This is a genomic window from Saccharopolyspora sp. (assembly GCF_017434145.1).
Classification (GTDB): Bacteria; Actinomycetota; Actinomycetes; order Mycobacteriales; family Pseudonocardiaceae; genus Saccharopolyspora_C; species Saccharopolyspora_C galaxeae.
This window is the reverse complement of sequence record NZ_JAFRFW010000134.1, coordinates 1-20,575: the sequence shown is the minus strand read 5'-3', so window position 1 is coordinate 20,575 and position 20,575 is coordinate 1. Positions and strand designations below refer to the sequence as shown.

Below are 20,575 nucleotides of genomic sequence, written 5' to 3'. Positions count from 1 at the left end.
GACGTGCCCACGATCAGGCTTGCCTCCGTTTCGGGCGGGGAAGGCCGCCGGTTCGTCGCGGATCGGTCCCCACACCGGCCGATGCGCGTGGTGACCACTGGGGACGGGTAGGTCGGCGTCGCCCGCCGATGCTGGCGATGGCCATCCGAGTCGGTCGGAGAGCGGTTGCTCCTCGGTTCGGCGCGCCCGCTTCCGCGCACCGGATTTCGCGGAAACGCGGTTGCAGCGAGCGTTCGCGGGATAGCGTGCCGGATCGTGCAGCAACCTCAGTGGCAGAACCAGCAACCGGGTGGAGCAGTGCCGCCGCAGCAGCAGACGCCGCAGCAGCAAGCTCTGGCCCAGCCGTCCGCCCGGCCCGTGCCCGTGCTCGTCGCGACCGTGTTCGGCGGCGCGATCGCGCTGGCCCTGTTCGGCCTGGCGGCCTACACCCTCATCGTCGGCTGGAGCGGCGCGAGCGGCGGCGGAGAGATCGTCGTGCTCCTGCTGGCCTTCATCATCGCGGGCGTCGGAGTGCTCTACGGCCTCGGCACCGCGGCGCTGCTGCACTCGAAGTTCCCGAATCCCGCGCCGATGAAGCTGGCTGCGACGGGCACGGCGCTCATCGTCGCGTTCGGAGCCACCCGCGCGGCCCGCGTGCACACCGACGGTCCCGGTGTCGCCGGTCTCGTCGGTTGGGTGGTGATGGGATTGGTCGTGATCACGCTGCTGGTGCTGCTTTCCCGCCCATCGGTCAAGCAGTGGGTGCAGGCGACGCAAGCGCACTCCCGCAGCCTCGGTCACGTGCCCAAACGCGGACCGCGCTGAGCGTTCCGCCGGGTCACTCGTCCTCCTGCTCCAACGCGCCGATCCAGAGGTGGTCCCTGGCGCGGGTCGCGGCGACGAGCAGCTGGCGCTGCAAGGTTTCCAGCTCGTCCCGGTGGTAGGAGATGGGACGGCGCTCGTCGGGCAGGAACACCGCGCGGAACTCGCTGCCCTTGGCCCGGTGCAGCGTGCCCACCCGGATGCCGCCGTCCGGCGAGCCGTCCCAGTCCTCCAGCCGGACCACCGGAAATCCGTTGCGGCGCAACACTTCCACCCACTCCTGGGCGGCCGCGTTGGTGCGGGTGAGCAACGCGGTCTCCGCGGTCTCGTCGAGTTCGCGCAGCGCGCTCAGCACCGCCTCGTGCTGTTCGGTGCCGTTCCACCGCACGACCTGCCCGCCGGAGAGCACCGGCAGCGCCCTGCGGAGGTTCACCGCAGGCCCGCCGTCGAGGTCGTCGAAGCGGTTCACCGCGTCCAGTTCCGAAGCGGCCTCCACGATCGCCGCCCGGTTGCGGTAGTTGCGCCGAAGCACTTCGCCCCGCCCGCGCAGCGAGATCCCGGCCTCGGAAAGCCGCCAGCCACCGGCGAAGACCTGCTGCTGCCCGTCGCCAACAAGCAGCAGCTGGTTCGGCCCGGAGCCGCTGATCGCGTGCACCAGCCGCAGCCCGACCAGCGCGAGATCCTGCACCTCGTCGACCACGACCGCGGAATAGTTGCGCGGCAACGGTTCCCGGCCCAGCTCGTCCAGCGCCCGGATCAGCACGTCGTTGTGGTCGTAGATCCCGCGCTCGCACAGCTCGCGCTCGTACTCGCAGTAGAATTCCCAGACGTGCGCCCGGAAACCGGTGCTTAGCCGACCGCCCCGGCCGCGCCGCGGCGCGGCCCGGTACGCCTCCAGGGTGCCCAGGCCGCGGCCCTTGATCACCCGGTCTATCTCGTCCTTCCAGTAGAGCCGGGACGGGCGCGCGTTGGCCAGCGGACCGCGGCGCCCGGAACGCTCCCAGACCGCGGTGAACGCCGCCTCCACCGCGCGATCGTCCACAGTGGTCTCGCGGCCGCGTTCGGCGAGCAGTTCCCGCGCCCAGGAGTGCAGGTTGCGGAACTGGACCCGGTGCGCCACCTGCGGTGCCAGCGCGTGGAACTGCTCGCGCACCAGCTTCGGCAGGCCGCTCAAGTGCGTGGTGAACAGCAACTCGCCGGTGCTGCGCCGCGCCAGGTACGCCAGCCGGTGCAGCGCCAGCACCGACTTGCCGGTGCCCGCGGGACCGGTGATCCGCGCCGGGCCGCTGTACTGCCTGCGCACCGCGCCGAGCTGCACGTCGTCCAGGAACAGCCGCCAATCCTGGAACGGGCCGCGCACCGCCGCGTCGAGCCGCTCCTGGCGCAGCTGCCGCACCTCGAACAACCCGGAGTCGCGGCCCGAGGAACCCAGCTGCCCTGCGCCGCGCGGCCGCGGGATGCGGTGCGGGTTCCAGGCGATCGGGGTCAGGTCGAACGTGCGGGTGTCCAGGTGCCGGGCCGCGGCCAGCGCGTCCGCCGGGTCCAGCGCGGTCTCCGCGGGCAGCAGCACCCGGTCCAATTCGGACTCGGTGATCGCCGTGTGCTCACCGCGGTTGCCGGTATCCGAATAGCCCGCCGGGTGCACCACGACCGCGCGCAGCGCCGCCTCGGTGAGCAGGCCGTGCGGCGTCGCCAGGCCCGCGAGCAGCTCCGCGGTCCACACGAACGCCGCGCGGGTCGCTTCCCAATGCGGCTCGTCGTCGCGCAGCAGCACCACCAGCACGCCGCCAGGGCCGACCAGCACCACGTCCGGCCGGTTGTCCGGGGTGTGCGGCGCGAACTGGTTCAGCAGCGTGTACCAGCCGGTGCCGTGTTCCACGGCGAACCGTTCGAGCACCCGCTTCTGCCACGTGGGCAACGGTGGGCGGGCACGCAATTGCGCATCGGCTTCGCGGCGCAGGCGCTCCCGGCCGTGATCGTGTGTCCCGGTCACGTTGTACTCCCCGACTTCAGCACGCAGTGCTCGTTCGACATTAGAGCTTTCCGGCGCGATTTCGAGGGCCGCGAGCGCGCGTCACCTTAATGTCGCAGGCGAGCCGCATTCCGGTGGCCTCCACAATGGAAGGCGTGGACCCGCTGCACGATCCCGACGACGAAGCGCTGCTCGACCCGCGGCAAGCGCGTGACCTGGCCGGACTGGTGGAGACCGCGCAACTGGCCTCCGGTGCGATCCGCTACGGCCGGATCGGCCGCATCGGCGCGGCGAACGCGGTGCTCAACCCGGAAAACCCGCTGACCAGCGCGAATCACGCCTGCGGGCTGTGGGGGACGCTGGCCGAGGTAGCCACGACGCTGCTCCGGCTGGAGCAGTCGTTCGCCGATGCGGGGCGTTCCGAAGCGGTGGTCTACGCCTCGCCGTCCACCGTCGTCGAGATCGAAGGCATCGCCGACGACGCCGGATGGCGCGCCGTGCAGGAGAACATGGCTCAGCTGCACCGTTCTCGGACGACGGTGACGGTGTCCACCGAGCCCGCGCTGGACGGCGACCTGCGCGGCATCGCCGAGCTGATCGCCGACGACGCCGGGCTGAGCGGTTCCGGCGAGCAGCGCCTGGCCCGCTCGCTCGGGCACCGGGTGGACGATCCGCGCTGCGTGCTGCGGGTGCTGCGGGATGCGGAGGCGGACCGGCTCGCCGGATTCGCACAAGGGTTCACCGAGCGGGGCATCGGGCTCGTCGAACACGTGGTGGTGCGGCCGGGCCGCAGGCGCCGGGGCGCGGGCAGCTCGCTGGCGACCGAGGTCGTCGACGAGCTCTACGCGCGCGGCGCCCGGCTGATCGCCGGGCACGGCGAGGAAGGCGGTGCCGCCGAACGGTTCTCCGAAGCCTGCGGGTTCGAGCCCGCCTACCCCGTCACCGCCTACGCGCGGCGGGTCGACGAGCTGCTGGACTGATGTGTCCACCCACCCCGATCGGGGTATGTCGTCGTTGGCGCTGACGACCGCGGCGCCGGAATCCGTGGCTAGGTGGGTGAGCACGAATGACGGCGACGATGCGGCTGCCCAAGCCGGTGGCCGAGACCTGGGAGTGGCAGCTGCAGGCGGCCTGCCGGGACCTGAGCACCAGCAAGTTCTTCCACCCCGAGAACGAACGCGGCAGCGCCCGCAGCAACCGGGAGGAGCAGGCCAAGCAGATCTGCCGGCGCTGCCCGGTGATGCTGGCCTGCCGTGAGCACGCCTTGGCCGCGCAGGAGCCCTACGGGGTCTGGGGCGGTCTCGGCGAGCGCGAACGGCAGGACCTGATCGCGAAGCGGATGACTCCGCAGCAGCGCACCGCGGCGTGATCGCCATGTGCACCGGCGTTCCCGGACACCGGCTCCAGGAGCAGGACCTGCTCCGCGAGCTGGCGCGACTGCACAGCACTCGGCACGACACGTTCCTGCACGGCGCACCGGACGCCCTGCGCGAGCACACCGCGCGGGAGTTCGAACTGGAGCAGGAATACCTGCGACGGCACCCGGACCGGGAGGTGGACCCGCGCCGGACCCGCGAGGGTGCGAGAGGAGGCCAGCTTCATGGCTAGTGGGCCGCAGCCGCAATCCCCGTCGTTGCGATCGGTTCCGACCGGCAAGCCGCGCATCGTGATCGTCGGCGGCGGCCACGCCGGGCTGAACATCGCGCTGCGGCTGCAGAAGCAGCTCGCCGACGGCGAGGCCCGGGTGACGCTGATCGACCCGCAGTCGCACATGACCTACCAGCCGTTCCTGCCGGAAGCCGCGGCAGGCTCCATCGAACCCCGGCACGTCGTGGTGCCGCTGCGCGAGACGCTGCGCCGCAGCGAGGTGCTCACCGCGCAGGTCACCTGCATCGACCACGAACAACGCGAACTGACCGCGACGCTGGCCGACGGCTCCGAGGAGCACTTGACCTACGACGTGCTGGTCGTGGTGCCCGGCTCGATCTCCCGCGCGCTGCCGATCCCCGGGCTCGGGGAGCGCGGCGTGGGCTTCAAGACCATCGGCGAGGCCATCTACCTGCGCAACCACGTGCTTTCCCGGCTGGACATCGCGGCCAGCACCTCGGACGTGAAGCTGCGCAGGCGGCTGCTGACGTTCATGTTCATCGGCGGCGGCTACGCGGGCATCGAGGCCATCGCGGAGCTGGAGAGCATGGCCCGCGAGGCGGTCAAGCACTACCGCTCGCTGCGCCCCGAGGACATGCGCTGGATCATGGTCGAGGCGATGGACCGGATCATGCCCGAGGTCAGCGCGCCGATGGGGGAGTACACCCGGCGCCGCCTGGAGGAGCGCGGCATCGAGGTGAAGCTGAACACCACCGCGAAAACGCTGGAAGGCGGGCACGTGGTGCTCTCCGACGGCGACGAGTTCGACGCGGACACCATCGCCTGGACCGCCGGGGTCAAACCGCATCCGATGCTGGAGGACTCCGACCTGCCCCGGGACAGCAAGGGCCGGGTCTCGTGCACCACGAAACTCCAGGTCAGCGGCACCCACGATGTCTTCGCAGCCGGTGACTGCGCCGCCGTGCCGGACTTGACCAGCGACGATCCGGACGCGCTGTGCGGCCCGTCGGCCCAGCACGCGGTGCGGCAGGCGAACACGCTCGCGGACAACGTCCTGGCGCTGCTGCGCGGGCACGAGCTGCGCGACTACCGGCACCGCTACGCAGGGTCCGTCGCCGGACTGGGCCTGTTCCAAGGTGCCGCCGAGGTGTACGGGATCAAGCTCAAGGGCCTGCCCGCGTGGCTGCTGCACCGCGTCTACCACCTGGCGAAGATCCCGACCGCCTCGCGCAAGCTCCGGATCCTCGGCGACTGGCTGATGGAGCTGCCGCTGCGGCGGCAGACCGTGGCGCTCGGCGAACTGCACGACCCGCGCGCCGAATTCGTCCGCGCCGCCAACACCCGCGGACTGCCCAGCGAACACGGGAGGGCGGGTTGAAGCGCCGATGAGCGCCGAACCGTACGTCCCCGCCCGCGCACGACTGCCCGGCCTGCGAAAAGCGGTGCAGTCGTGCGCGGGCTGCGCTCTGCACCGGGACGCCACGCAAGCCGTGTTCGGCAGCGGTTCGGAATCCGCGCGGCTGGTACTCGTCGGCGAACAACCCGGTGACCAGGAGGACCGCAAGGGACAACCATTCAGCGGCCCGGCTGGCGGCCTGCTCGACCGTGCCCTGGAACGCGCGGGAATCGACCGCGACGATGCCTACGTCACCAACGCCACCAAGCACTTCAAGTTCTCCCGGCAGCGCGGCAAGCGCCGCATCCACCAGAAACCCAACCGCAGCGAGGTGGCGGCCTGCTGGCCGTGGCTGGCCGCCGAACTCCGCGTCGTCGACCCGGACCTGGTGGTGTGCTTGGGCGCCACCGCCGCGCAAACCCTGCTCGGCACGACGTTCCGGCTCACCCGCTCCCGCGGCCGCCTCGTCGATCTGCCCGAGTCGGCACTCGCCGGCCACCGTCGCGGCCCGGCCCGCGCGCTCGCCACCATCCACCCGTCGGCCGTGCTGCGCGCCGACGACTCCGAGACGGAACTGGAAGGGCTGGTCAACGACCTACGAGTGGCCGCGGAAGCACTCGCGCCGACCTCCGGCTGATCAAGTCGGCCCCCCGTGCTCGGGGCCTCGGCGGGCTGTTGTACGGTATGCAGGCACGCGGTGAACGGGACATCAAACCCCCGGGAAACCGCACCAACCGAACAAGGGGCTGTGGCGCAGCTGGTAGCGCACTTGACTGGCAGTCAAGGGGTCACGGGTTCGAATCCCGTCAGCTCCACCAAGGGTTCTGACCCTGATCTGACCAGCGGTTTTGTTTGGCCGCTGGTCTTTTTGTGTTTCTAGCTCACCCAAGGTGCCGTGCTCAGGTCCTCAGCGTGGGCGGGGGCGGGGGCGGCCTTGTGCAGGTCCGGGCCTGGTCGGTGCGGTTGATCCCGGTGCCCGGCTTATTGGTGCCGGCGTCGGCAGCCCGCAGCGGACCGCGGGCCGCGCGACTTGGGTCCAGCAGCCCTCGTATGAACGCCACCCCGGCCCTGCCGCGACTCGAGCAGCGCTCGCAGGACGGGCGCCGAGTCTGCGTCGGACGGTTGGCAGCATGCCTCCGTCGACAGAGATGGCGACGCCGGTGAGGTAGGAGGCGAGGAAGGCGATCAGTTCTGCGGTTCCTCCGGCTGCCCGGGGCGGCCGAGCGGGGCGGCAAGGCGCCGGTGGAACTCCTTGCGGATGGTGTCCAGGTCGCGGCCGGTGGTTTCGGCTTCGTGCAGCAGGCTGGCTTCGACGGCGCCGGTCTCGATGACGCCGGGCATGACCGCGGGCACGCGCACGCCGTGCGGGCCGCAGGCGTGGGCGAGGCTCTTGCTGTAGGAGTTCAGGGCGGCGTAGGGGTGCCGCACGATCGCGGTCCTTCGGCGCAGACCGACTTGGCCGCCGAGACGGAAAAGGCGCCGCTCCACTGGAGTCGAACAAGACGTTGGGCGAGAAATTCCCCGGACGGCCGAGCCGTTGTCGAGAATCCCGACTTGGCTGCGGGCGTCGAGATCGATCCGCCCCGGTTGTTTCCAGGAATGCGGAAATGTTGCGGCGCGACGCGCAATTGTTCGGTGGTTCGACGGATTCCGCATTCACGCTGTTGGTGGTGTGCGGCCTGGTAGTGCGCGGGTAGCTTGACGAGTTGTACCGGGGGTCGAAATTTGGGGGTGCGGTGCTTCATCGGAACGCGAGTGGGCGCGCAGTGATCGAAAGGTTCACTTCGATCGCCGCCAGGTTCTCGGACGCGGTCGCCGTACGGGATTCGGGTGGCGCGGAACTCACCTACAACGAGCTGTACGAGAACGCTCAGGACCTGGCCGACGAACTGCTTCGCGCGGACGTCGATCCAGCGGGGCTGATCGCGGTGGACATTCCTTCCGGCATCGATTCCACTATCGCGTTCGTCGCGGTCTGGCTGCTCGGCGGGGCTTACCTTCCGCTGGCTCGTTCCGGTCCTTCCGCGCGGAACGAGCGGATCATCGCGGATGCCGCTCCGCAGGCCGTCCTGACCCTGGCCGGGGACGACTCGGCTGCACCGCTGCTGTGCGGGAAGTACGCGCTCGACCTGCGACCGGACTCCCGACGGCCGACGGCGGGTACGGCCTACGTCATCTACACCTCGGGGACCACGGGCGTGCCGAAAGGTGTCCCGGTTTCGCAGCGGAACCTGACCGCGTTGTTCGATGCGGTCGCGCCCTGGTTCGACGTCGGGTTGGCCGACCGGTGGCTGGTGTTCCACTCGCCCGCTTTCGACTTTTCGGTGTGGGAATTGTGGGGCGCGTTGAGCACCGGAGGGACCGCGGTGATCCCGGACGGCTGGACCGTCCGGGATCCGCACCGGTGCGCGGAACTGATCCGGCGCGAGGGGGTATCCGTGCTGAGCCAGACACCGACGGCTTTCCAGGAGCTGTCGCCGGAACTGTGCGCGGGAAATCCCGGGAGCCTGCGAATCAGGTACGTGGTGTTCGGCGGGGAGCGGCTGCAAGCGGGCCTGCTCGCGAAGTTCCGGGAAATCTCGCCGGCAGTGCTGTACAACATGTACGGAATCACGGAGGTCACCGTGCACGCCACGATCCGCCGGATATCCCTGAACGACATCGAATGCAACGGGCAGAACATCGGCGAGCCGCTGCCAGGATTCGCCGCCCGCGTCGTCGATGAGCACGACCAGCCGGTAACGCCGGGCAACGCGGGAGAGCTGCTGCTGTCCGGGCCGCAGGTGGTGGCGGGCTACCTCGGCCGGCCGGAGCTCACCGCGGAGAAGTTCACCGCCGCGTCCGGACGGGTGTTCTACCGCAGCGGCGACCTGGTGCGGTGGGAAGACGACGGGCTGGTGTACGTGGGCCGCAACGACGACCAGGTGAAGATTCGCGGGCACCGCATCGAACTGGGTGAGGTCGAGCGCGCGCTGCAAACCGTCCCGGAGGTCTCCGCGGCGGTCTGCGTCGCGCTGCGCGGGGACGGCGGAACCCGGCTCGCGTGCGGATACCTCACCGCAGGCAGCACCGAACTGCCCCGCAGAAGGTGGCGGCAGGCCCTCGCGGACCGGCTGCCCGCCTACATGATCCCGGAAGCGTTCACCCGCCTGGAAACGATCCCGCGAACAGACAACGGAAAGATCGACCGCGCAGCACTCGAGCAGATGTTCCGGAGGGCGCCGTGCAAGCCGATGCCATGAAGTCCGATGCCGCGAAAATCGAACGATCGGTCGTGGAGTGGCTCCGCGCCGAACTGGATGATCCCGAAATCACCGCCTCCGACAATTTCCTGGACGTCGGTGCGCACTCGCTCACCTTCGCCAAGCTCAACAGGTTCCTGAGCGATTCCTTCGGGGTCGCCCTGGAAGCGCGGGAAACCTACGAGGCCCCGCTGCACGAGGCCGTCGCAAACCGACGTTCCGTCGATCGACCAGCGCACCGGTAGGAGATTGCCGTGACCGAGAACCTCGACATCGACCACTCGCTGTCCGCTGCGGACGAGGAGTTCTTCCAGCGGAACGGCTACATCGGCCCGATCACCGTCTACACCCCCGAAGAAATGGACGAGATGTGGCGGACGGTCCGCAGGCAGACGCTGGACCGATCGCACGCGGCCTACCCGGAAGACGCCAGTTCCGGCGGAACGAACATCGCGAACTACGACCGCCACCTGGACATCGACCTGCTCGCGCAGCACGTCTGCGACGCGCGCATCGTCGATCGCGTCGCCTCGGTGCTGGGGCCGGACATCCTCTGCTGGCGCACCGAGTTCTTCCCCAAGTACCCGGGCGACGAGGGAACCGACTGGCACCAGGCGGACACCTTCGCCAACGCGAGCGGAAAGCCGCAGATCCTCTGGCCCGGCGAGTCCGAGGACGACTTCGGGGCGGGCACGATCACGGTGTGGACCGCGTTCACCGAGTCGACCCGGGAGAACGGCTGCCTGCAGATCATCCCGGGTTCCCAGAACAAGATGAACTACGACGAGACGAAGCGCATGGACTACAGCGAGTCCCGCATCAATGCCGAGCAGAAGGACGGGATCGCGCGGGGGTTCTTCGGATACGATTACCGGCAGCTGCAGATCGATCCGGACTGGACGCCCAACGAATCCGACGCCTTCTCGCTGGTGATGGAGAAGGGCCAGTGCGTCATCTTCTGGTCGACGCTGATGCACGCTTCGCTGCCGAACACGAGCGAGGGCAAGAACTACCGCATGGGTTTCGCCTCCCGATATGTGCCGACCAAGGTCCGCGTCTATCCGGACACCGACTCGGTGCAGGAGTACGGCGGGAGCATTCCGCTGGAGAACTACGGGGCCGTCGTGGCGCGCGGCGAAGACCGCTACGGGCACAACCGGATCGCCACCCGGACGCTGCGCGGGACGCCGTTCCGGACTCGAACCGCTTCTTGACGCGGCCCGGCCCGGTGCGGCGAAGCGCCGCGCGACCGTTAGACCATACGGTACGATCGGTGAAATGAACGATCCCGTGGTTCATCAACTCGCCGTGTACCTGGACGACACCTACGCGACCGAGGTCAGCACCACCGTCATCGCCGGCGCGCTGCACGACGAGCAGCGCTGTCTCGCCGTCCGGGACAACATCGTGCATCCCCAGGGCGGCGGCCAGCCGGCGGACATCGCGACGCTGAACGGGGCTGCGGCCTCGGTCGTCCGGGTGCAGCACGACCAGCCGCTGGTCGCGCTCGTGCCCGAGCTGCCTGCCGGGGAGCTGCCCGCGGTGGGCGAGCGGGTTTCCGTCGCGGTGGACCGGGCCGCCCGGCTCGAGCACGCCGCCCTGCACACCGCGGGTCACCTGGTGGATGCGGCCGTGCGCGCGCGGGATTACCGGCACATCGTCAGCAATCACTTTCCCGGCCAGGCCCGCATCGAGTTCGAGGCGGGCACGGCATTGGAAGACGCCGAGGAGTTCGTCGCCACGGTGCAGGCCGATGTGCACGCCGTGATCGACAAGGACCTGCCGGTCGAGGCGTACTGGGCGGACGGGCGCCGCTACGTGCGGATCGGCGAGTTCTCGCTGGACGAGTGCGCCGGCACGCACGTTTCGCACCTGGACGAACTCGGCGATCTGGTGGTCCGCTCGGCCAAGGTGAAGAAGGGACGGCTCAAGGTTGGCTACTCCGCGCGCTACCGCGAAGGGGCGGACCGGCGGTAACGAAGCGTGGGCGGCCCGGCTCGGCCGTTCCGCATCGGCCGGGGACCTCGCGGTCGTCGGCGTCGCGGCGGTGTGGGGGTCGTCCTACGCCGTGATGCAGGCCGTCAACGCCACCGGCCTGTCCTTCCCGAACTTCCTCGCGCTGCGGTTCGCCGCGGCCGCGTTGCCGCTGCTGGTCTACGCGGTTCTCGCACGGGTCCGGGTGAATCGGCGCGAACTGCGCCACGGGCTGCTCTACGGCGCGCTGCTGTTCACGATCCTGCTGCTGGAGACGTCCGGGGTGGCCTACACCAGCGCTGCCAACGCGGGGTTCCTGATCACCCTGTCGGTGATCCTGGTGCCGCTCTACAGCAGGGTGTTCGGCGGAGTGCGGCAGCGGCCCGCGATCTACGCGCTATCGGCCGTAGCGCTGCTCGGGTGCGCAGCGTTGACGCTGGGGAGCTCCGGGGCGCCGTTCGCGGTGCGGCCGGGCGATGGGCTGATCCTGGCGGCGGCTCTGGTGCGCGCTTACCAGATCTTCTCGTTCGGGCGGACCTCGAGCCATCGCGACTTCAACGTGCTGTCGGTGACGCTGGTCGAGGTCGTCGTGGTCGCCGCGCTGAGCCTTCTGGTGTCGCCGCTGTTCGGTCCGCTGCTGACCGAGCAGGTTTCCGCGATCACGCCGGGGGTGTGGGTGCTGATCGCGTACCTCGGTGTGCTGGGCACCGCTTTCGCGTTCGCGGCGCAGCTGTTCGCGGCTCGCCGGACCAGCGCCACGCGGGTCGCCATCATCATGTCCACCGAGCCGGTCTTCGCGGCGTTCTTCGCGATCGTCCTGCGCGGGGAGGGGTTGGTGCTCATGCAGATCGTGGGCGGGGTGCTGATCGTCGTCGCGGCCGCGTTCGGGCGGCTGCTGGAGAACCGCGCGCAGGAGGCCGCGGCGTGACGCCGGCCGGTCGGCTTCCGGCTGTCGCGCTCATCCCACCTGCCTGCTGCGGCGCGGGCTACTTCCGCCGACTCCGTCGGGCGCTGGGGGCCGGGGTGGAGATCTGCGGAGTCGAGTTGCCCGGCCGCGGGCGCCGGTACCGGGAGCCCGCGCTGACCTCGGCTGAACGGGCTCTCCGGGATGTGCAAGCGCAGGTTCCGCACTCGGTGGGGGTGGTTTACGGCGAGAGCCTGGGCGCCTACATCGGCCTGGCGCTGCTCGCCGAGCACGGCGTGCGGACCTGCCTGATCGCCGCGTCCAATCCGGCTCCGCGCACTCGCGACGACATCGATCTCGCGGGCATCGATTCGCTCGACGGCGCCGCCGCGATCCTGTCCCGGCTCGGCGGCGGTCCGCCTGCGGAGCTGGGGCAGGACCCCGCCGTCGCCGCGCAGGCGCACGCGCTGATCCGGAGTGATCTGCTGCTTTCGCAGGGATTCATCGAGCTGACCCGGCGGCTGGTGGTGGACGGGGACGTTCGCGTGCTCGCCGGTTCCGAGGACGGCGGGATGCAGCAGCCGGAGGCCTGGCAGCGGCACACCCGGGGTTCGTGCAGCACGGTTCGGCTGACGGGACCGCATCTGCTCTCCGGCGCGAATCCACGCGGTGTCGCCGATGCCGTCCTCGCAGTGCTGCGGGAACGGTGACGGTCATTGCCGCGCGGCGCTGTCCACGTGCAACGGCGAGGCGATCACGACGGTGATGTCGGCCGGGTCCGCACCGGTCGAGTACGTGTGCGGCTGATCGCCGGGGAAGGACAGGCAATCACCGGGAGCGAGATCCGCGAGATCGGCGTTCGCGCCCGCGCGGAGCTCACCCGAGGCCACGATGAGGCTTTCGATCGTTCCGGGCGCGTGCGGCGCACCCGTCGTTTCGTGTTCGGCCGGGATCCGGAGCCGCCAGATCTCGACCGAGTAGCTGCCGTGCAGGCGCCGCAGCAGTTCGCGCGTGGGGCCGTCCGGATCGCCGGGCGTGCCGGGCACTTTCACGGACGTTTCGGTGCTTTGGAAGCTCACGAGGTCGGCCAGCGGCAGCGCCAGCGCCACCGCCAGCGCGTCCAAGGTGCCGATCGTGGGGTTGCCGCTGCCGGCTTCGATGCTGGAAAGCGCCGCTTTGCTGATGCCTGCGCGACGGGCCAGCTCGGCACTGGTGAGGCCGCGGGCGCTGCGGATGCGCTTGACGTGCGCGCCGATCGCGCGGCCCGTCGAGCGCGACACCGGATCGCCTTGGGCCTGCGTCACAATCCCTCCCGCGCACCGTGCTCGCAATGCAGTTCGACGCGCGGAGCGTAGCAACCGGTCCCGGCGCACACCGGAAACCGCCGCGTCGACGGGTTCATGGCCTGCGGCGGGGATGCGTGCAGCAGCACCAGCCCGATCGCGTCGTGCCCGGCTGCGCCGACCGCGGTGGGAGCAATGTGCCGTGCAGCGACCAGTTCTCGCCGTCCCGGCTCCAGTGCAGGTAGTCGCGCTGCCACGGCCGCCGCGCGACCAGTCGCCGTTCGTGCAGCTCGTGCTGGGTTTCCCACGCTCTTCCGATGCCGTGCAGCGCGCGCTGGAGCAACATCATCGAGCCCTCCCTGCGTTCTTTAAAACGAACACACAGGAAGATATAACAGCCGATGTCCCGATGAAAGTCGCCCGGTCGCAGGCAACCACGTTCTTTCCGCGGCTCACGCGCACGCGCCGGCTCGGCGGCGGGAATCAGCGGGAGGCGGCCTGCTCGACCAGCTCGGCGGCGTATCCGGCCACCGTCTCCGGGCGGCTGCGCGGCAGCCAGTGCCCGCCGGGAACCCGGTGAACGCGCAGGTCCGGCACCCACTCCGCGATGCCGGTCTGCACCGGCGGGTGCACGAACCGGTCCGCGCTCGGCGCGATCACCTGCACCGGGACGTCGGTGCGCCGCGGCTCGGGACGGGCGAAGCGGCGGAGCATGTTCGCCCGGTACAGCGCCAAGCCGTGGATCGCGTCCGGCAGCTCGGGCGCGCTCGCCGACCGGTCGAGCGCGCGGACGAGGCGTTGGGTGAGGCCGCTGCGCCAAGCCAGCTCCGGCAGCTTGGGAATCTGGAAGAAGCCGATGTAGCCGGAGGAAGCCAGCTGCGCCAGCATCTCGCGCAGCGCGGGCAGCCCGGCCCGCACGCGGGACCGCATCCACCGCGCGGCGTGGTCCAGGCACGGGCCGGAGATCGAGGTGTACGAGGCGATCCGCCCGCGCAGGCCGTCACCGGTGATCGCGTGCCAGGTCTGGATCGAGCCCCAGTCGTGTGCGAGCAGGTGCACCGGATGGTCCGGGCTGACGGCGTCCAGCACCGCCGTCAGGTCCTCCGCGAGCCGGTCGAGCAGGTAGGCGCTGTCCCGATGCGGCTTGTCCGACTCGCCCGCGCCGCGCACGTCGTAGGTGACGACGTGGAACCGGTCTTGCAGCGACTGCACGACGCCGTCCCACAGCGAGCGGTTGTCCGGATAGCCGTGCACGCACACCAGCGTCGGCGCGGTTCGCGGGCCGGATTCGACGACGGCCAGCGACGTACCGTCCCGGGAAACGACCCGCCGAACCATCGCAAATCCTCCTGTTACCGGAAGTAACGGCTACTGGAGGTGGAACTATGCAGCGTCCGGCGCAGCGCTGTCAACGCGCTGCCGCGATCGTGCGGGGCGACGGCTGTTCCCCGCCGCAGCAGTGCGGCCGGCTCAGCCGAGCAGCGGCCGCACCTTCTGGCCGAAGTCGTGCACGCCCTTCTCGAACTCGTCGAAGGTGAACATCACCCCGCGCACGCCCGGCATCGAGGTCACCTTGTCGAGCTGGCGGGCGATCGTCTCGTGCGAGCCGACCAGGGTGCCCATGTTGAGGTTGATCGCGCCTTCCGGCAGGTTGATCGTCTTCGCCGTGCCGCCCTCCGGCGCGGAGGCGTCCTTGGCGCCCTCGTCGGCCATGTAGCCGAGGGCTTCCAGGTCCGCGCCGGCGTGGTAGGAGCGCCACTTCGCCCAGGCTTCTTCGTCGGTCTCGGCCATGATGAGCATGAACAGCGGCAGCGAACCCACGTCCCGGCCGGTCCGCTCGGCCGCGGCCGCGAGCCGCTGCACCGGTTCCGCGTAGTTCTCCGGGGCGTTGACGCCCGGGGTGAGCACGAAGTTGTAGTCGCCGACCTCCGCGGTCATCCGCATCCCGCGATCCGACTGGCCCGCGCAGACCACGTCCACGTGCCCGGACGGGCGCGGTTCCAGGCGGCAGTCGCTCATGCCGAAGAACTCACCGTCCAAGTTGGACACTCCGGTGGTCCAGAGTTCGCGCAGCACCCGGACGTATTCGGTCGAGTAGTCGTAGCGCCGCTCGAAGTACTCGTCGCCCGGCCACAGGCCCATCTGGTCGTACTCGTTCTTGGCCCAGCCGGAGACGATGTTGACCCCGAAGCGGCCGGGCGCGATCGAGTCGATCGTCGTGGCCATCCGCGCCACCATCGCGGGCGGCAGCGTGAGCACCGCCGTCGAGGCGTAGAGCCGGATCCGCTCGGTCACCGCGGCCAGCCCGGCCATCATCGTGAACGATTCCAGGTTGTGGTCCCAGAACTCCGTCTTGCCGCCGAAACCGCGCAGCTTGATCATGGACAGCGCGAACGCGAACCCCTGTCGCTCCGCCTCCAGCGCCACGTTCTTGTTCAGCTCGAACGACGGCATGTACTGCGGTGCGTTCTCCGAGATCAGCCAGCCGTTGTTCCCGATCGGCAGGAAAACGCCGAAATCCATGGGTGTTCCTCACGTCAGATGCATTCGCGCGGAACATACGGCGACCTACCGGCGGCCGGTGCCGCCAAGTAGCGGATCATGACGTCGTGACGCCACAGCGCCGCATCAAGCCCTGCGCGTCGAACGGCGCGTGCGCCTTGATGTCGTTGTCGAAGTAGACGTGCACGTCGCGGCCGGAATCCTTGCGCGGCGCGGGATCGGCGGCGGTGTGCGGAGTCGCCGGGCTCTTCCCCGCGTGCCAGGCGCGCACCAGATCCGCCCACTCGTCCAGCGCCTCGGCGGTGTAGCCGCTGGCGTAGAGCTCCTCGGCGCCGTGCAGCCGCACGTAGCAGAAATCGCTGGTCACGTCGTCCATGCGCGGCCACGTTCCGGCGGTGTCGGCGGTGACCAGCGCGATGTCGTGCGCGCGCAGCAGATCGACGCACTCCGCGGTGGCGAAGCTGGGGTGGCGGGCCTCCAGCGCGTGGCGCAGCGGGCGGTCGGCGTCGGTCTCGGTCAGCGCGCGGCCGCGGAGTCGTTCGTCGTGTCCGCCCGCGAATTCCGCGGCAGCGGCCGTGCTGCGCGGGAGCAGGTCGAAGAATTCCGCCAGTCGTTCCGGATCGAACCGCGTCGTGGCGGGCAGCTGCCACAGCAGCGGGCCGAGTTTTCCGCCGAGTGCCAGAACACCGGAAGCGAAGAAGTTCGCCAGCGGCACCTCGACGTCGCGCAGCCGCTTCATGTGCGTGATGAACCGGCTGCCCTTGACCGCGAACACGAAGTCGTCCGGGGCCTGCTCGGCCCACCAGCGGTAGCGCTCCGGTCGTTGCAGCGAGTAGAAGGAGCCGTTGATCTCGGCGGAGCCGAGCTGCCCGGCCAGGTATTCCAGCTCGCGGCGCTGCGGCAGACCGCGCGGGTAGAACGTGCCGCGCCACGGCGGGTAGAGCCAGCCCGAAGTGCCGATGAAGATGCCCGCCATCGCCCGCTCACCTCGCGGTGAACGCGACCGGCAGTTCCAGCAGCCCGCGGTTGCGGAACGACGCACGCCACGGCAGCTGATCCGGCGGCACCGCCAGCGCGAGGTCCGGCAATCGCCGCAGCAGGGTCTCGAACCCGATCTCGGCTTCCATCCGGGCCAGCGGGGCGCCCAGGCAGAAGTGCGGGCCGTTGCCGAACGCCAGGTGCGGGTTGTCGCCGCGGGTCACATCCAGCATGTCCGGGGCGGTGAACACCTCGGGGTCGTGGTGCGCCGAGACCAGCGACAGCAGCACCGTTTCTCCCGCGGGCACGGTGACTCCGCCGATCCGCACGTCCGAGATCGGGAAGCGGCGGATCGCCGTCTGCGGCGGTGGGTCGAAGCGCAGCAGCTCGTCGACCGCGGAGCGCAGCAGCGGCGGGTCGGCGCGCAGCGTGCCCAGCTGGTCGGGGTGCGACAGCAGTGCCGCCATGCCGTTGCCCAGCAGGTTCACCGTGTTCTCGTACCCGGCGAAGAGCATCAGGAACGCGGTGGAGGTCAGCTCGTCCTCGGTCAGCCGCTCCTGGTCGCGCTGCGCGAGCAGGCCGCTGATCAGGTCGCCGCCCGGGTCGGCGCGCTTGGCCGCGACGAGGTCCACCAGGAAGCGGTGCAGCGAGTCGAGCGCGTCCGCGGCGGAGCGCCTGCTGCTCGGCGCGAGCATTTCGTCGGTCCACGCGCGGAAATCGGGACGGTCGGTGGTGGGGACTCCGAGCAGTTCGCAGATCACCGCTATCGGCAGCGGTCCCGCGTAGGCCGTCATCAGGTCGGCGTGTCCGGAGCCGGCGAACTCGTCGATCAGTTCTTCGGCGAGTGCGGCGACCTGCGGCCGCAGGTGGTGCACCCGGAACGCCTGCGCGGTGATCCGGCGCAGCCGCGTGTGCCGCGGGGCGTCCATGTTCAGCAGGTTCGCGTCCAGCGCGGGCGGTAGCGCGAAGCCCTGGTAGCCGTCCCGCGCGTGTGCCTTGTCCAGCGACAACCGGGGATCGGCCAGCGCCGCGCGCACGTCCTCGTAGCGGGTCATCAGCCACACCGCGGCGCCGTCCGGGGTGATCGCGCGGTGCACCGAACCCTGCTCGCGCAGCTTCGCGTAGGTCGCGACCGGGGCGGTCACGAAGTCGTCGCCGAGCTCGACCGGTGCCATGCCTCGAATCTACGACAACGGGGCCGGGCCGGGCGGTCGCCGAACGGGCCACGTCCGGTGCACGAGCGACGGCGGCAGGCGCTAGGGCGCGCTTGCCGCCGTCGTCGAGTTCCCCGCTCGCGGATTCCGCTACTCGTCGGCGAGCGGCTCCGCGATGATCTTGCGCAGCATCAGCCCGCTCGCAGCCGCCGCCAGCGCCGCCACCAGCAGGCCGAGCACGATCGGGGCCAGGATCGAGAGCGTCAGCGTGGTGCTCTGCCCCATGACGTTGAGCAACCCGAGGCTGACCCCGGCACCTGCCGCGGTCGCCATGCCCGCCGCGACCAGCGCCGGTAGCGCCGCCTCGGTGTGCAGGGCGCGGACCAGCACCTTGCTCTGCGTTCCGGCGGCGACCAGCGCGCCCAGCGTGCGGCGCCGATCGATGACCGAACCCGCGGCCGTGATCGCCGCGCTGCCCGCCGCGAGCACCGACGCGATCGACAACCCGATCACCGTGATCCGGTGCAGGTCCCCGGTCATGACCTGTCCTGCGACGTTGCGCGACTCGATCGACTCGATGTCCGCGCCGGGGGCCACTCGCGCCATGGCGGTGCGCACCTTCGCCCGGTCGGCTTCGGTGGGCGGCAGCACGGACAGCGTGGTCTGCGTCGAGCCCGCCAGCGCGGGCACGGCGCTCCGATCGATGATCACCGTCTGCAGATTCGGCTCATGGCTGACCGGAGTTCCTTGCGGCACCGGGGTGGCGGGCGGCTCGCCGTTGGAAGCCAAGATGGCCGGGGTGACGGTGAGATCCGACTTCGGCACATCGATCGGCGTATGGATGCCGGGCGGCCCCGCGCACGAGGGATGGTACGAGGTCACCTCGCGAGCCGCCTGGCAGTCGATGAGCAGACCGTTGGTGACCGCGCCGCCGGGCCCCTCGATGCTGACCTGCTCGTAGCCGGCGGCGGTGGCCTGCACGCCCTGCTGCGCCAGCTCGGCGTCGAGACGTTGCCGCAGCTCGGGCGCTTGACTGCCGGGCACGTCCGCGAGGATCACGCCGGCCTTGTCCGTGCTGCCCAAGGATTTGGCGCTCGCGGTCATCGCGGGCAACGCCGTCAGCGCGATCGACCCGATGAACACCGCGAGCACCATCCCGGAGGTCGACCGGTAGGCACCCTTCGGATCGCTGAGGAGCCGCCTGCCCGCCAGCAGCACCGAAGGACGGCGCCACAGCTTGCTGAACAGCCGGCCGATGGTGGCGGTGATCCACGGGCCGATCAGCGAGAACGACCAGATGATCGCGGCGATCGGGACGACGAGCACCAGGAACCCCGCGCCCTCGTCGTACTTCGTCATGCCGAACACGAACAGCCCGGCGACCACGGCGATGATCAGCAGCCGCCACGCCTTGGGCCTGCTGCGCTGCTGCTGGGTGGCCGCGCTCAGCGGCGAGCGCACGGCCCGCCGGGTGCCCAGCACCGACGAGGCCACCACCAGCGCGGGAACGCCGATCGCCACGCCGAGCATCGCCGACGCCGACGGAGTGATGTCGCTGAGGAACCAGGTGCCGTTGCCCCAGGGAATCATGGCGATCAGATACCGCAGCGGCCAGATGAACAGCAGCCCCGCCACGGTTCCGGCGACGGCGGCGAGCCCGGTTTCCGCGGCCACCGTCGAGACCACTTGGGACGGTGTCGCGCCCGCCATCTGCAACGAGGCCATCCGGCGTTCCCGGCGTGCCGCGGTCAGCCGCGAGGCCGATGCGACCAGCACCAGGCTGGGAGCGGCGAGCACGAACAGGCCGAACCACGCCATCGGCTGCAACAGCCAGTCCTCGGACGACGCCTCGACTTCCACCAGCGAAGCGCCATGCGCGATCGCGGTGGCTTCGTCCAGAGCGCCCTTCGGGTGCCCGACGACCGCGACGAGCTGTTCCGGGTAGCGCAGCTGCTGCGGGTCGATCGTGCCCGCGATGCGCTCGGGGAAGCGATCGGCCAGCGCGTTGTCCGGCAGTTCTCCAGCTTTCTGCGCGAGCGCCGGGGACAGCAGCACCTCGCCGGGAGCCGGGTACTCCGGGGCGTTCCCGCCGCCGGTGGCGCCGGAGACGTCCAGCCTGGCGATGAATTCGCCCCGCACGTAGTCCTGCGAGGCCAGCTCCACCCCACCGGTGTCGGAGACGCCCGGGTGTCCGTACTGCCAGGACGAGCGTTCGGTGCGCGCCTGCGCGGCGTGCGGCAGCGCCGTGAGGATCAGCACCAGCGCGGTCGCCACCATCACGCCCAAGGCGGTGAGGATCGCCGAAGTGCGGGTGCGGGAGTCGTGCCGCAGCACCCGCAAGGCCAGCTGCACGGGGTTCATCCGGCCACCGCCCCGCCGCGCGCGGGCGCGTTGTTCGCGATGAGCCCGTCGCGGATCTCCACCACGCGGCCGCACCGGGCGGCCAGCTCGCGGTCGTGGGTGACAACGATGACCGCGGCTCCGGAACGGCTCGCGCTGCCCGCGAGCGCGCTCATCGTCGCTTCGCCGGTGCGGGTGTCCAGCGCGCCGGTCGGCTCGTCCGCGAAGATCACCTTCGGCTGGTGCGCCATCGCCCGCGCGATCGCCACGCGCTGCGCCTGCCCGCCGGAGAGCTGGCCGGGCAGGCGCTGCTCCATGCCGGTCAGTCCCAGCCCGGCCAGCCATTCGCGGGCCGTGCCGGTGGCCTTGCGCCGATCGGTGCCGCCGAGCAGCAGCGGCAGCGCCACGTTCTCCTCGGCGG

The 20,575-nt window shown here is 70.5% G+C and carries 22 protein-coding genes and 1 tRNA gene; 13 read left to right on the top strand and 10 right to left on the bottom strand.

The annotated features are described in order from the left end of the window. Window positions 1-255 precede the first annotated feature (255 nt). Window positions 256-804 (top strand): hypothetical protein, encoded by a 549-nt coding sequence (locus IJH84_RS03740; protein ID WP_295140176.1) that lies wholly within the window; start codon window positions 256-258, stop codon window positions 802-804. 13 nt (window positions 805-817) lie between these two features. Here the strand turns inward: IJH84_RS03740 and IJH84_RS03735 are convergent, their stop codons facing one another. Next, window positions 818-2,794 (bottom strand): UvrD-helicase domain-containing protein, encoded by a 1,977-nt coding sequence (locus tag IJH84_RS03735; RefSeq protein WP_295140173.1) that lies wholly within the window; start codon window positions 2,792-2,794, stop codon window positions 818-820. A gap of 89 nt (window positions 2,795-2,883) precedes the next feature. Here IJH84_RS03735 and IJH84_RS03730 point away from each other — a divergent pair, with 89 nt between their 5' ends. The 6 genes from IJH84_RS03730 to IJH84_RS03705 all read left to right on the top strand — a co-directional run bounded on the left by IJH84_RS03730 (window position 2,884) and on the right by IJH84_RS03705 (window position 6,595). Continuing rightward, a complete protein-coding gene (locus IJH84_RS03730; protein WP_233628209.1) occupies window positions 2,884-3,753 on the top strand; it encodes a GNAT family N-acetyltransferase in 870 nt (289 codons plus the stop codon). An 86-nt stretch (window positions 3,754-3,839) separates the two neighbouring features. Further along, window positions 3,840-4,142, top strand: a complete 303-nt coding sequence (locus IJH84_RS03725) for a WhiB family transcriptional regulator (RefSeq protein ID WP_200072654.1) — start codon at window positions 3,840-3,842, stop codon at window positions 4,140-4,142. 5 nt (window positions 4,143-4,147) lie between these two features. Next, complete coding sequence (locus IJH84_RS03720; protein WP_233628227.1) at window positions 4,148-4,381, top strand: DUF6158 family protein; 234 nt, start codon at window positions 4,148-4,150, stop codon at window positions 4,379-4,381. Beyond that, entirely contained in the window at window positions 4,374-5,759 is a 1,386-nt protein-coding gene (locus IJH84_RS03715; protein ID WP_200072655.1) for an NAD(P)/FAD-dependent oxidoreductase, read from the top strand. Before IJH84_RS03720 ends, IJH84_RS03715 begins: the two co-directional genes overlap by 8 nt. A 7-nt stretch (window positions 5,760-5,766) precedes the next feature. Beyond that, window positions 5,767-6,414, top strand: a complete 648-nt coding sequence (locus IJH84_RS03710) for a UdgX family uracil-DNA binding protein (protein WP_295140166.1) — start codon at window positions 5,767-5,769, stop codon at window positions 6,412-6,414. A 105-nt stretch (window positions 6,415-6,519) separates the two neighbouring features. Continuing rightward, window positions 6,520-6,595, top strand: a tRNA-Ala gene (locus tag IJH84_RS03705). Window positions 6,596-6,962: 367 nt separating this feature from the next. On the opposite strand, the gene IJH84_RS03700 is transcribed toward IJH84_RS03705, so the two are convergent. Beyond that, window positions 6,963-7,205: an SDR family oxidoreductase gene (locus IJH84_RS03700; protein WP_295140163.1), complete on the bottom strand. Its 243-nt coding sequence runs from the start codon at window positions 7,203-7,205 to the stop codon at window positions 6,963-6,965. Window positions 7,206-7,543: 338 nt separating this feature from the next. Here IJH84_RS03700 and IJH84_RS03695 point away from each other — a divergent pair, with 338 nt between their 5' ends. The 6 genes from IJH84_RS03695 to IJH84_RS03670 all read left to right on the top strand — a co-directional run bounded on the left by IJH84_RS03695 (window position 7,544) and on the right by IJH84_RS03670 (window position 12,607). Then, entirely contained in the window at window positions 7,544-9,019 is a 1,476-nt protein-coding gene (locus tag IJH84_RS03695; RefSeq protein WP_295140160.1) for an amino acid adenylation domain-containing protein, read from the top strand. Further along, window positions 9,001-9,264, top strand: coding sequence for an acyl carrier protein (locus IJH84_RS03690; RefSeq protein ID WP_200072659.1), 264 nt, complete (start codon window positions 9,001-9,003; stop codon window positions 9,262-9,264). The genes IJH84_RS03695 and IJH84_RS03690 overlap by 19 nt, the downstream gene beginning before the upstream one ends. A gap of 9 nt (window positions 9,265-9,273) precedes the next feature. Beyond that, window positions 9,274-10,233: a chlorinating enzyme gene (locus IJH84_RS03685; protein WP_295140156.1), complete on the top strand. Its 960-nt coding sequence runs from the start codon at window positions 9,274-9,276 to the stop codon at window positions 10,231-10,233. Window positions 10,234-10,297: 64 nt separating this feature from the next. Then, a complete protein-coding gene (locus tag IJH84_RS03680) occupies window positions 10,298-10,996 on the top strand; it encodes a hypothetical protein (RefSeq protein WP_295140153.1) in 699 nt (232 codons plus the stop codon). Then, window positions 10,953-11,921: a DMT family transporter gene (locus IJH84_RS03675; protein WP_295140150.1), complete on the top strand. Its 969-nt coding sequence runs from the start codon at window positions 10,953-10,955 to the stop codon at window positions 11,919-11,921. The genes IJH84_RS03680 and IJH84_RS03675 overlap by 44 nt, the downstream gene beginning before the upstream one ends. Then, entirely contained in the window at window positions 11,918-12,607 is a 690-nt protein-coding gene (locus tag IJH84_RS03670) for an alpha/beta fold hydrolase (protein WP_295140147.1), read from the top strand. The genes IJH84_RS03675 and IJH84_RS03670 overlap by 4 nt, the downstream gene beginning before the upstream one ends. Before the next feature lie 3 nt (window positions 12,608-12,610). Here IJH84_RS03670 and IJH84_RS03665 read toward each other — a convergent pair whose 3' ends face one another. The 8 genes from IJH84_RS03665 to IJH84_RS03630 all read right to left on the bottom strand — a co-directional run. Then, window positions 12,611-13,270, bottom strand: coding sequence for an XRE family transcriptional regulator (locus IJH84_RS03665; protein WP_295140144.1), 660 nt, complete (start codon window positions 13,268-13,270; stop codon window positions 12,611-12,613). A 25-nt stretch (window positions 13,271-13,295) separates the two neighbouring features. Further along, window positions 13,296-13,529 (bottom strand): hypothetical protein, encoded by a 234-nt coding sequence (locus IJH84_RS03660; RefSeq protein ID WP_295140141.1) that lies wholly within the window; start codon window positions 13,527-13,529, stop codon window positions 13,296-13,298. A 134-nt stretch (window positions 13,530-13,663) separates the two neighbouring features. After that, the gene (locus tag IJH84_RS03655; protein WP_295140137.1) at window positions 13,664-14,518 is read right to left on the bottom strand and encodes an alpha/beta fold hydrolase; all 855 of its coding nucleotides are present in this window, start codon (window positions 14,516-14,518) and stop codon (window positions 13,664-13,666) included. Between the two features lie 132 nt (window positions 14,519-14,650). Continuing rightward, a complete protein-coding gene (gene rutA / locus IJH84_RS03650) occupies window positions 14,651-15,703 on the bottom strand; it encodes a pyrimidine utilization protein A (protein ID WP_295140134.1) in 1,053 nt (350 codons plus the stop codon). Window positions 15,704-15,779: 76 nt separating this feature from the next. Continuing rightward, on the bottom strand, window positions 15,780-16,658 hold the full coding sequence (locus IJH84_RS03645; protein WP_295140132.1) for a DUF72 domain-containing protein: 879 nt from the start codon (window positions 16,656-16,658) through the stop codon (window positions 15,780-15,782). 7 nt (window positions 16,659-16,665) lie between these two features. Next, on the bottom strand, window positions 16,666-17,835 hold the full coding sequence (locus IJH84_RS03640; RefSeq protein ID WP_295140130.1) for a cytochrome P450: 1,170 nt from the start codon (window positions 17,833-17,835) through the stop codon (window positions 16,666-16,668). Window positions 17,836-17,964: 129 nt separating this feature from the next. After that, the gene (locus tag IJH84_RS03635) at window positions 17,965-20,175 is read right to left on the bottom strand and encodes an ABC transporter permease (protein WP_295140128.1); all 2,211 of its coding nucleotides are present in this window, start codon (window positions 20,173-20,175) and stop codon (window positions 17,965-17,967) included. Next, on the bottom strand, window positions 20,172-20,575 hold a 404-nt coding region (locus IJH84_RS03630; protein WP_295140126.1), incomplete at its 5' end, for an ABC transporter ATP-binding protein. The genes IJH84_RS03630 and IJH84_RS03635, both read right to left, overlap by 4 nt.

Bases quoted from the DNA above. Each gene is read 5' to 3' on its own strand.
- IJH84_RS03730 (WP_233628209.1), top strand. From the start codon at position 2,884: ATGTCGCAGGCGAGCCGCATTCCGGTGGCCTCCACAATGGAAGGCGTG.
- IJH84_RS03725 (WP_200072654.1), top strand. From the start codon at position 3,840: ATGACGGCGACGATGCGGCTGCCCAAGCCGGTGGCCGAGACCTGGGAG.
- IJH84_RS03720 (WP_233628227.1), top strand. From the start codon at position 4,148: ATGTGCACCGGCGTTCCCGGACACCGGCTCCAGGAGCAGGACCTGCTC.
- IJH84_RS03715 (WP_200072655.1), top strand. From the start codon at position 4,374: ATGGCTAGTGGGCCGCAGCCGCAATCCCCGTCGTTGCGATCGGTTCCG.
- IJH84_RS03710 (WP_295140166.1), top strand. From the start codon at position 5,767: ATGAGCGCCGAACCGTACGTCCCCGCCCGCGCACGACTGCCCGGCCTG.
- IJH84_RS03680 (WP_295140153.1), top strand. From the start codon at position 10,298: ATGAACGATCCCGTGGTTCATCAACTCGCCGTGTACCTGGACGACACC.
- IJH84_RS03660 (WP_295140141.1), bottom strand. From the start codon at position 13,529: ATGATGTTGCTCCAGCGCGCGCTGCACGGCATCGGAAGAGCGTGGGAA.
- IJH84_RS03655 (WP_295140137.1), bottom strand. From the start codon at position 14,518: ATGGTTCGGCGGGTCGTTTCCCGGGACGGTACGTCGCTGGCCGTCGTC.
- rutA (WP_295140134.1), bottom strand. From the start codon at position 15,703: ATGGATTTCGGCGTTTTCCTGCCGATCGGGAACAACGGCTGGCTGATC.
- IJH84_RS03645 (WP_295140132.1), bottom strand. From the start codon at position 16,658: ATGGCGGGCATCTTCATCGGCACTTCGGGCTGGCTCTACCCGCCGTGG.
- IJH84_RS03640 (WP_295140130.1), bottom strand. From the start codon at position 17,835: ATGGCACCGGTCGAGCTCGGCGACGACTTCGTGACCGCCCCGGTCGCG.
- IJH84_RS03635 (WP_295140128.1), bottom strand. From the start codon at position 20,175: ATGAACCCCGTGCAGCTGGCCTTGCGGGTGCTGCGGCACGACTCCCGC.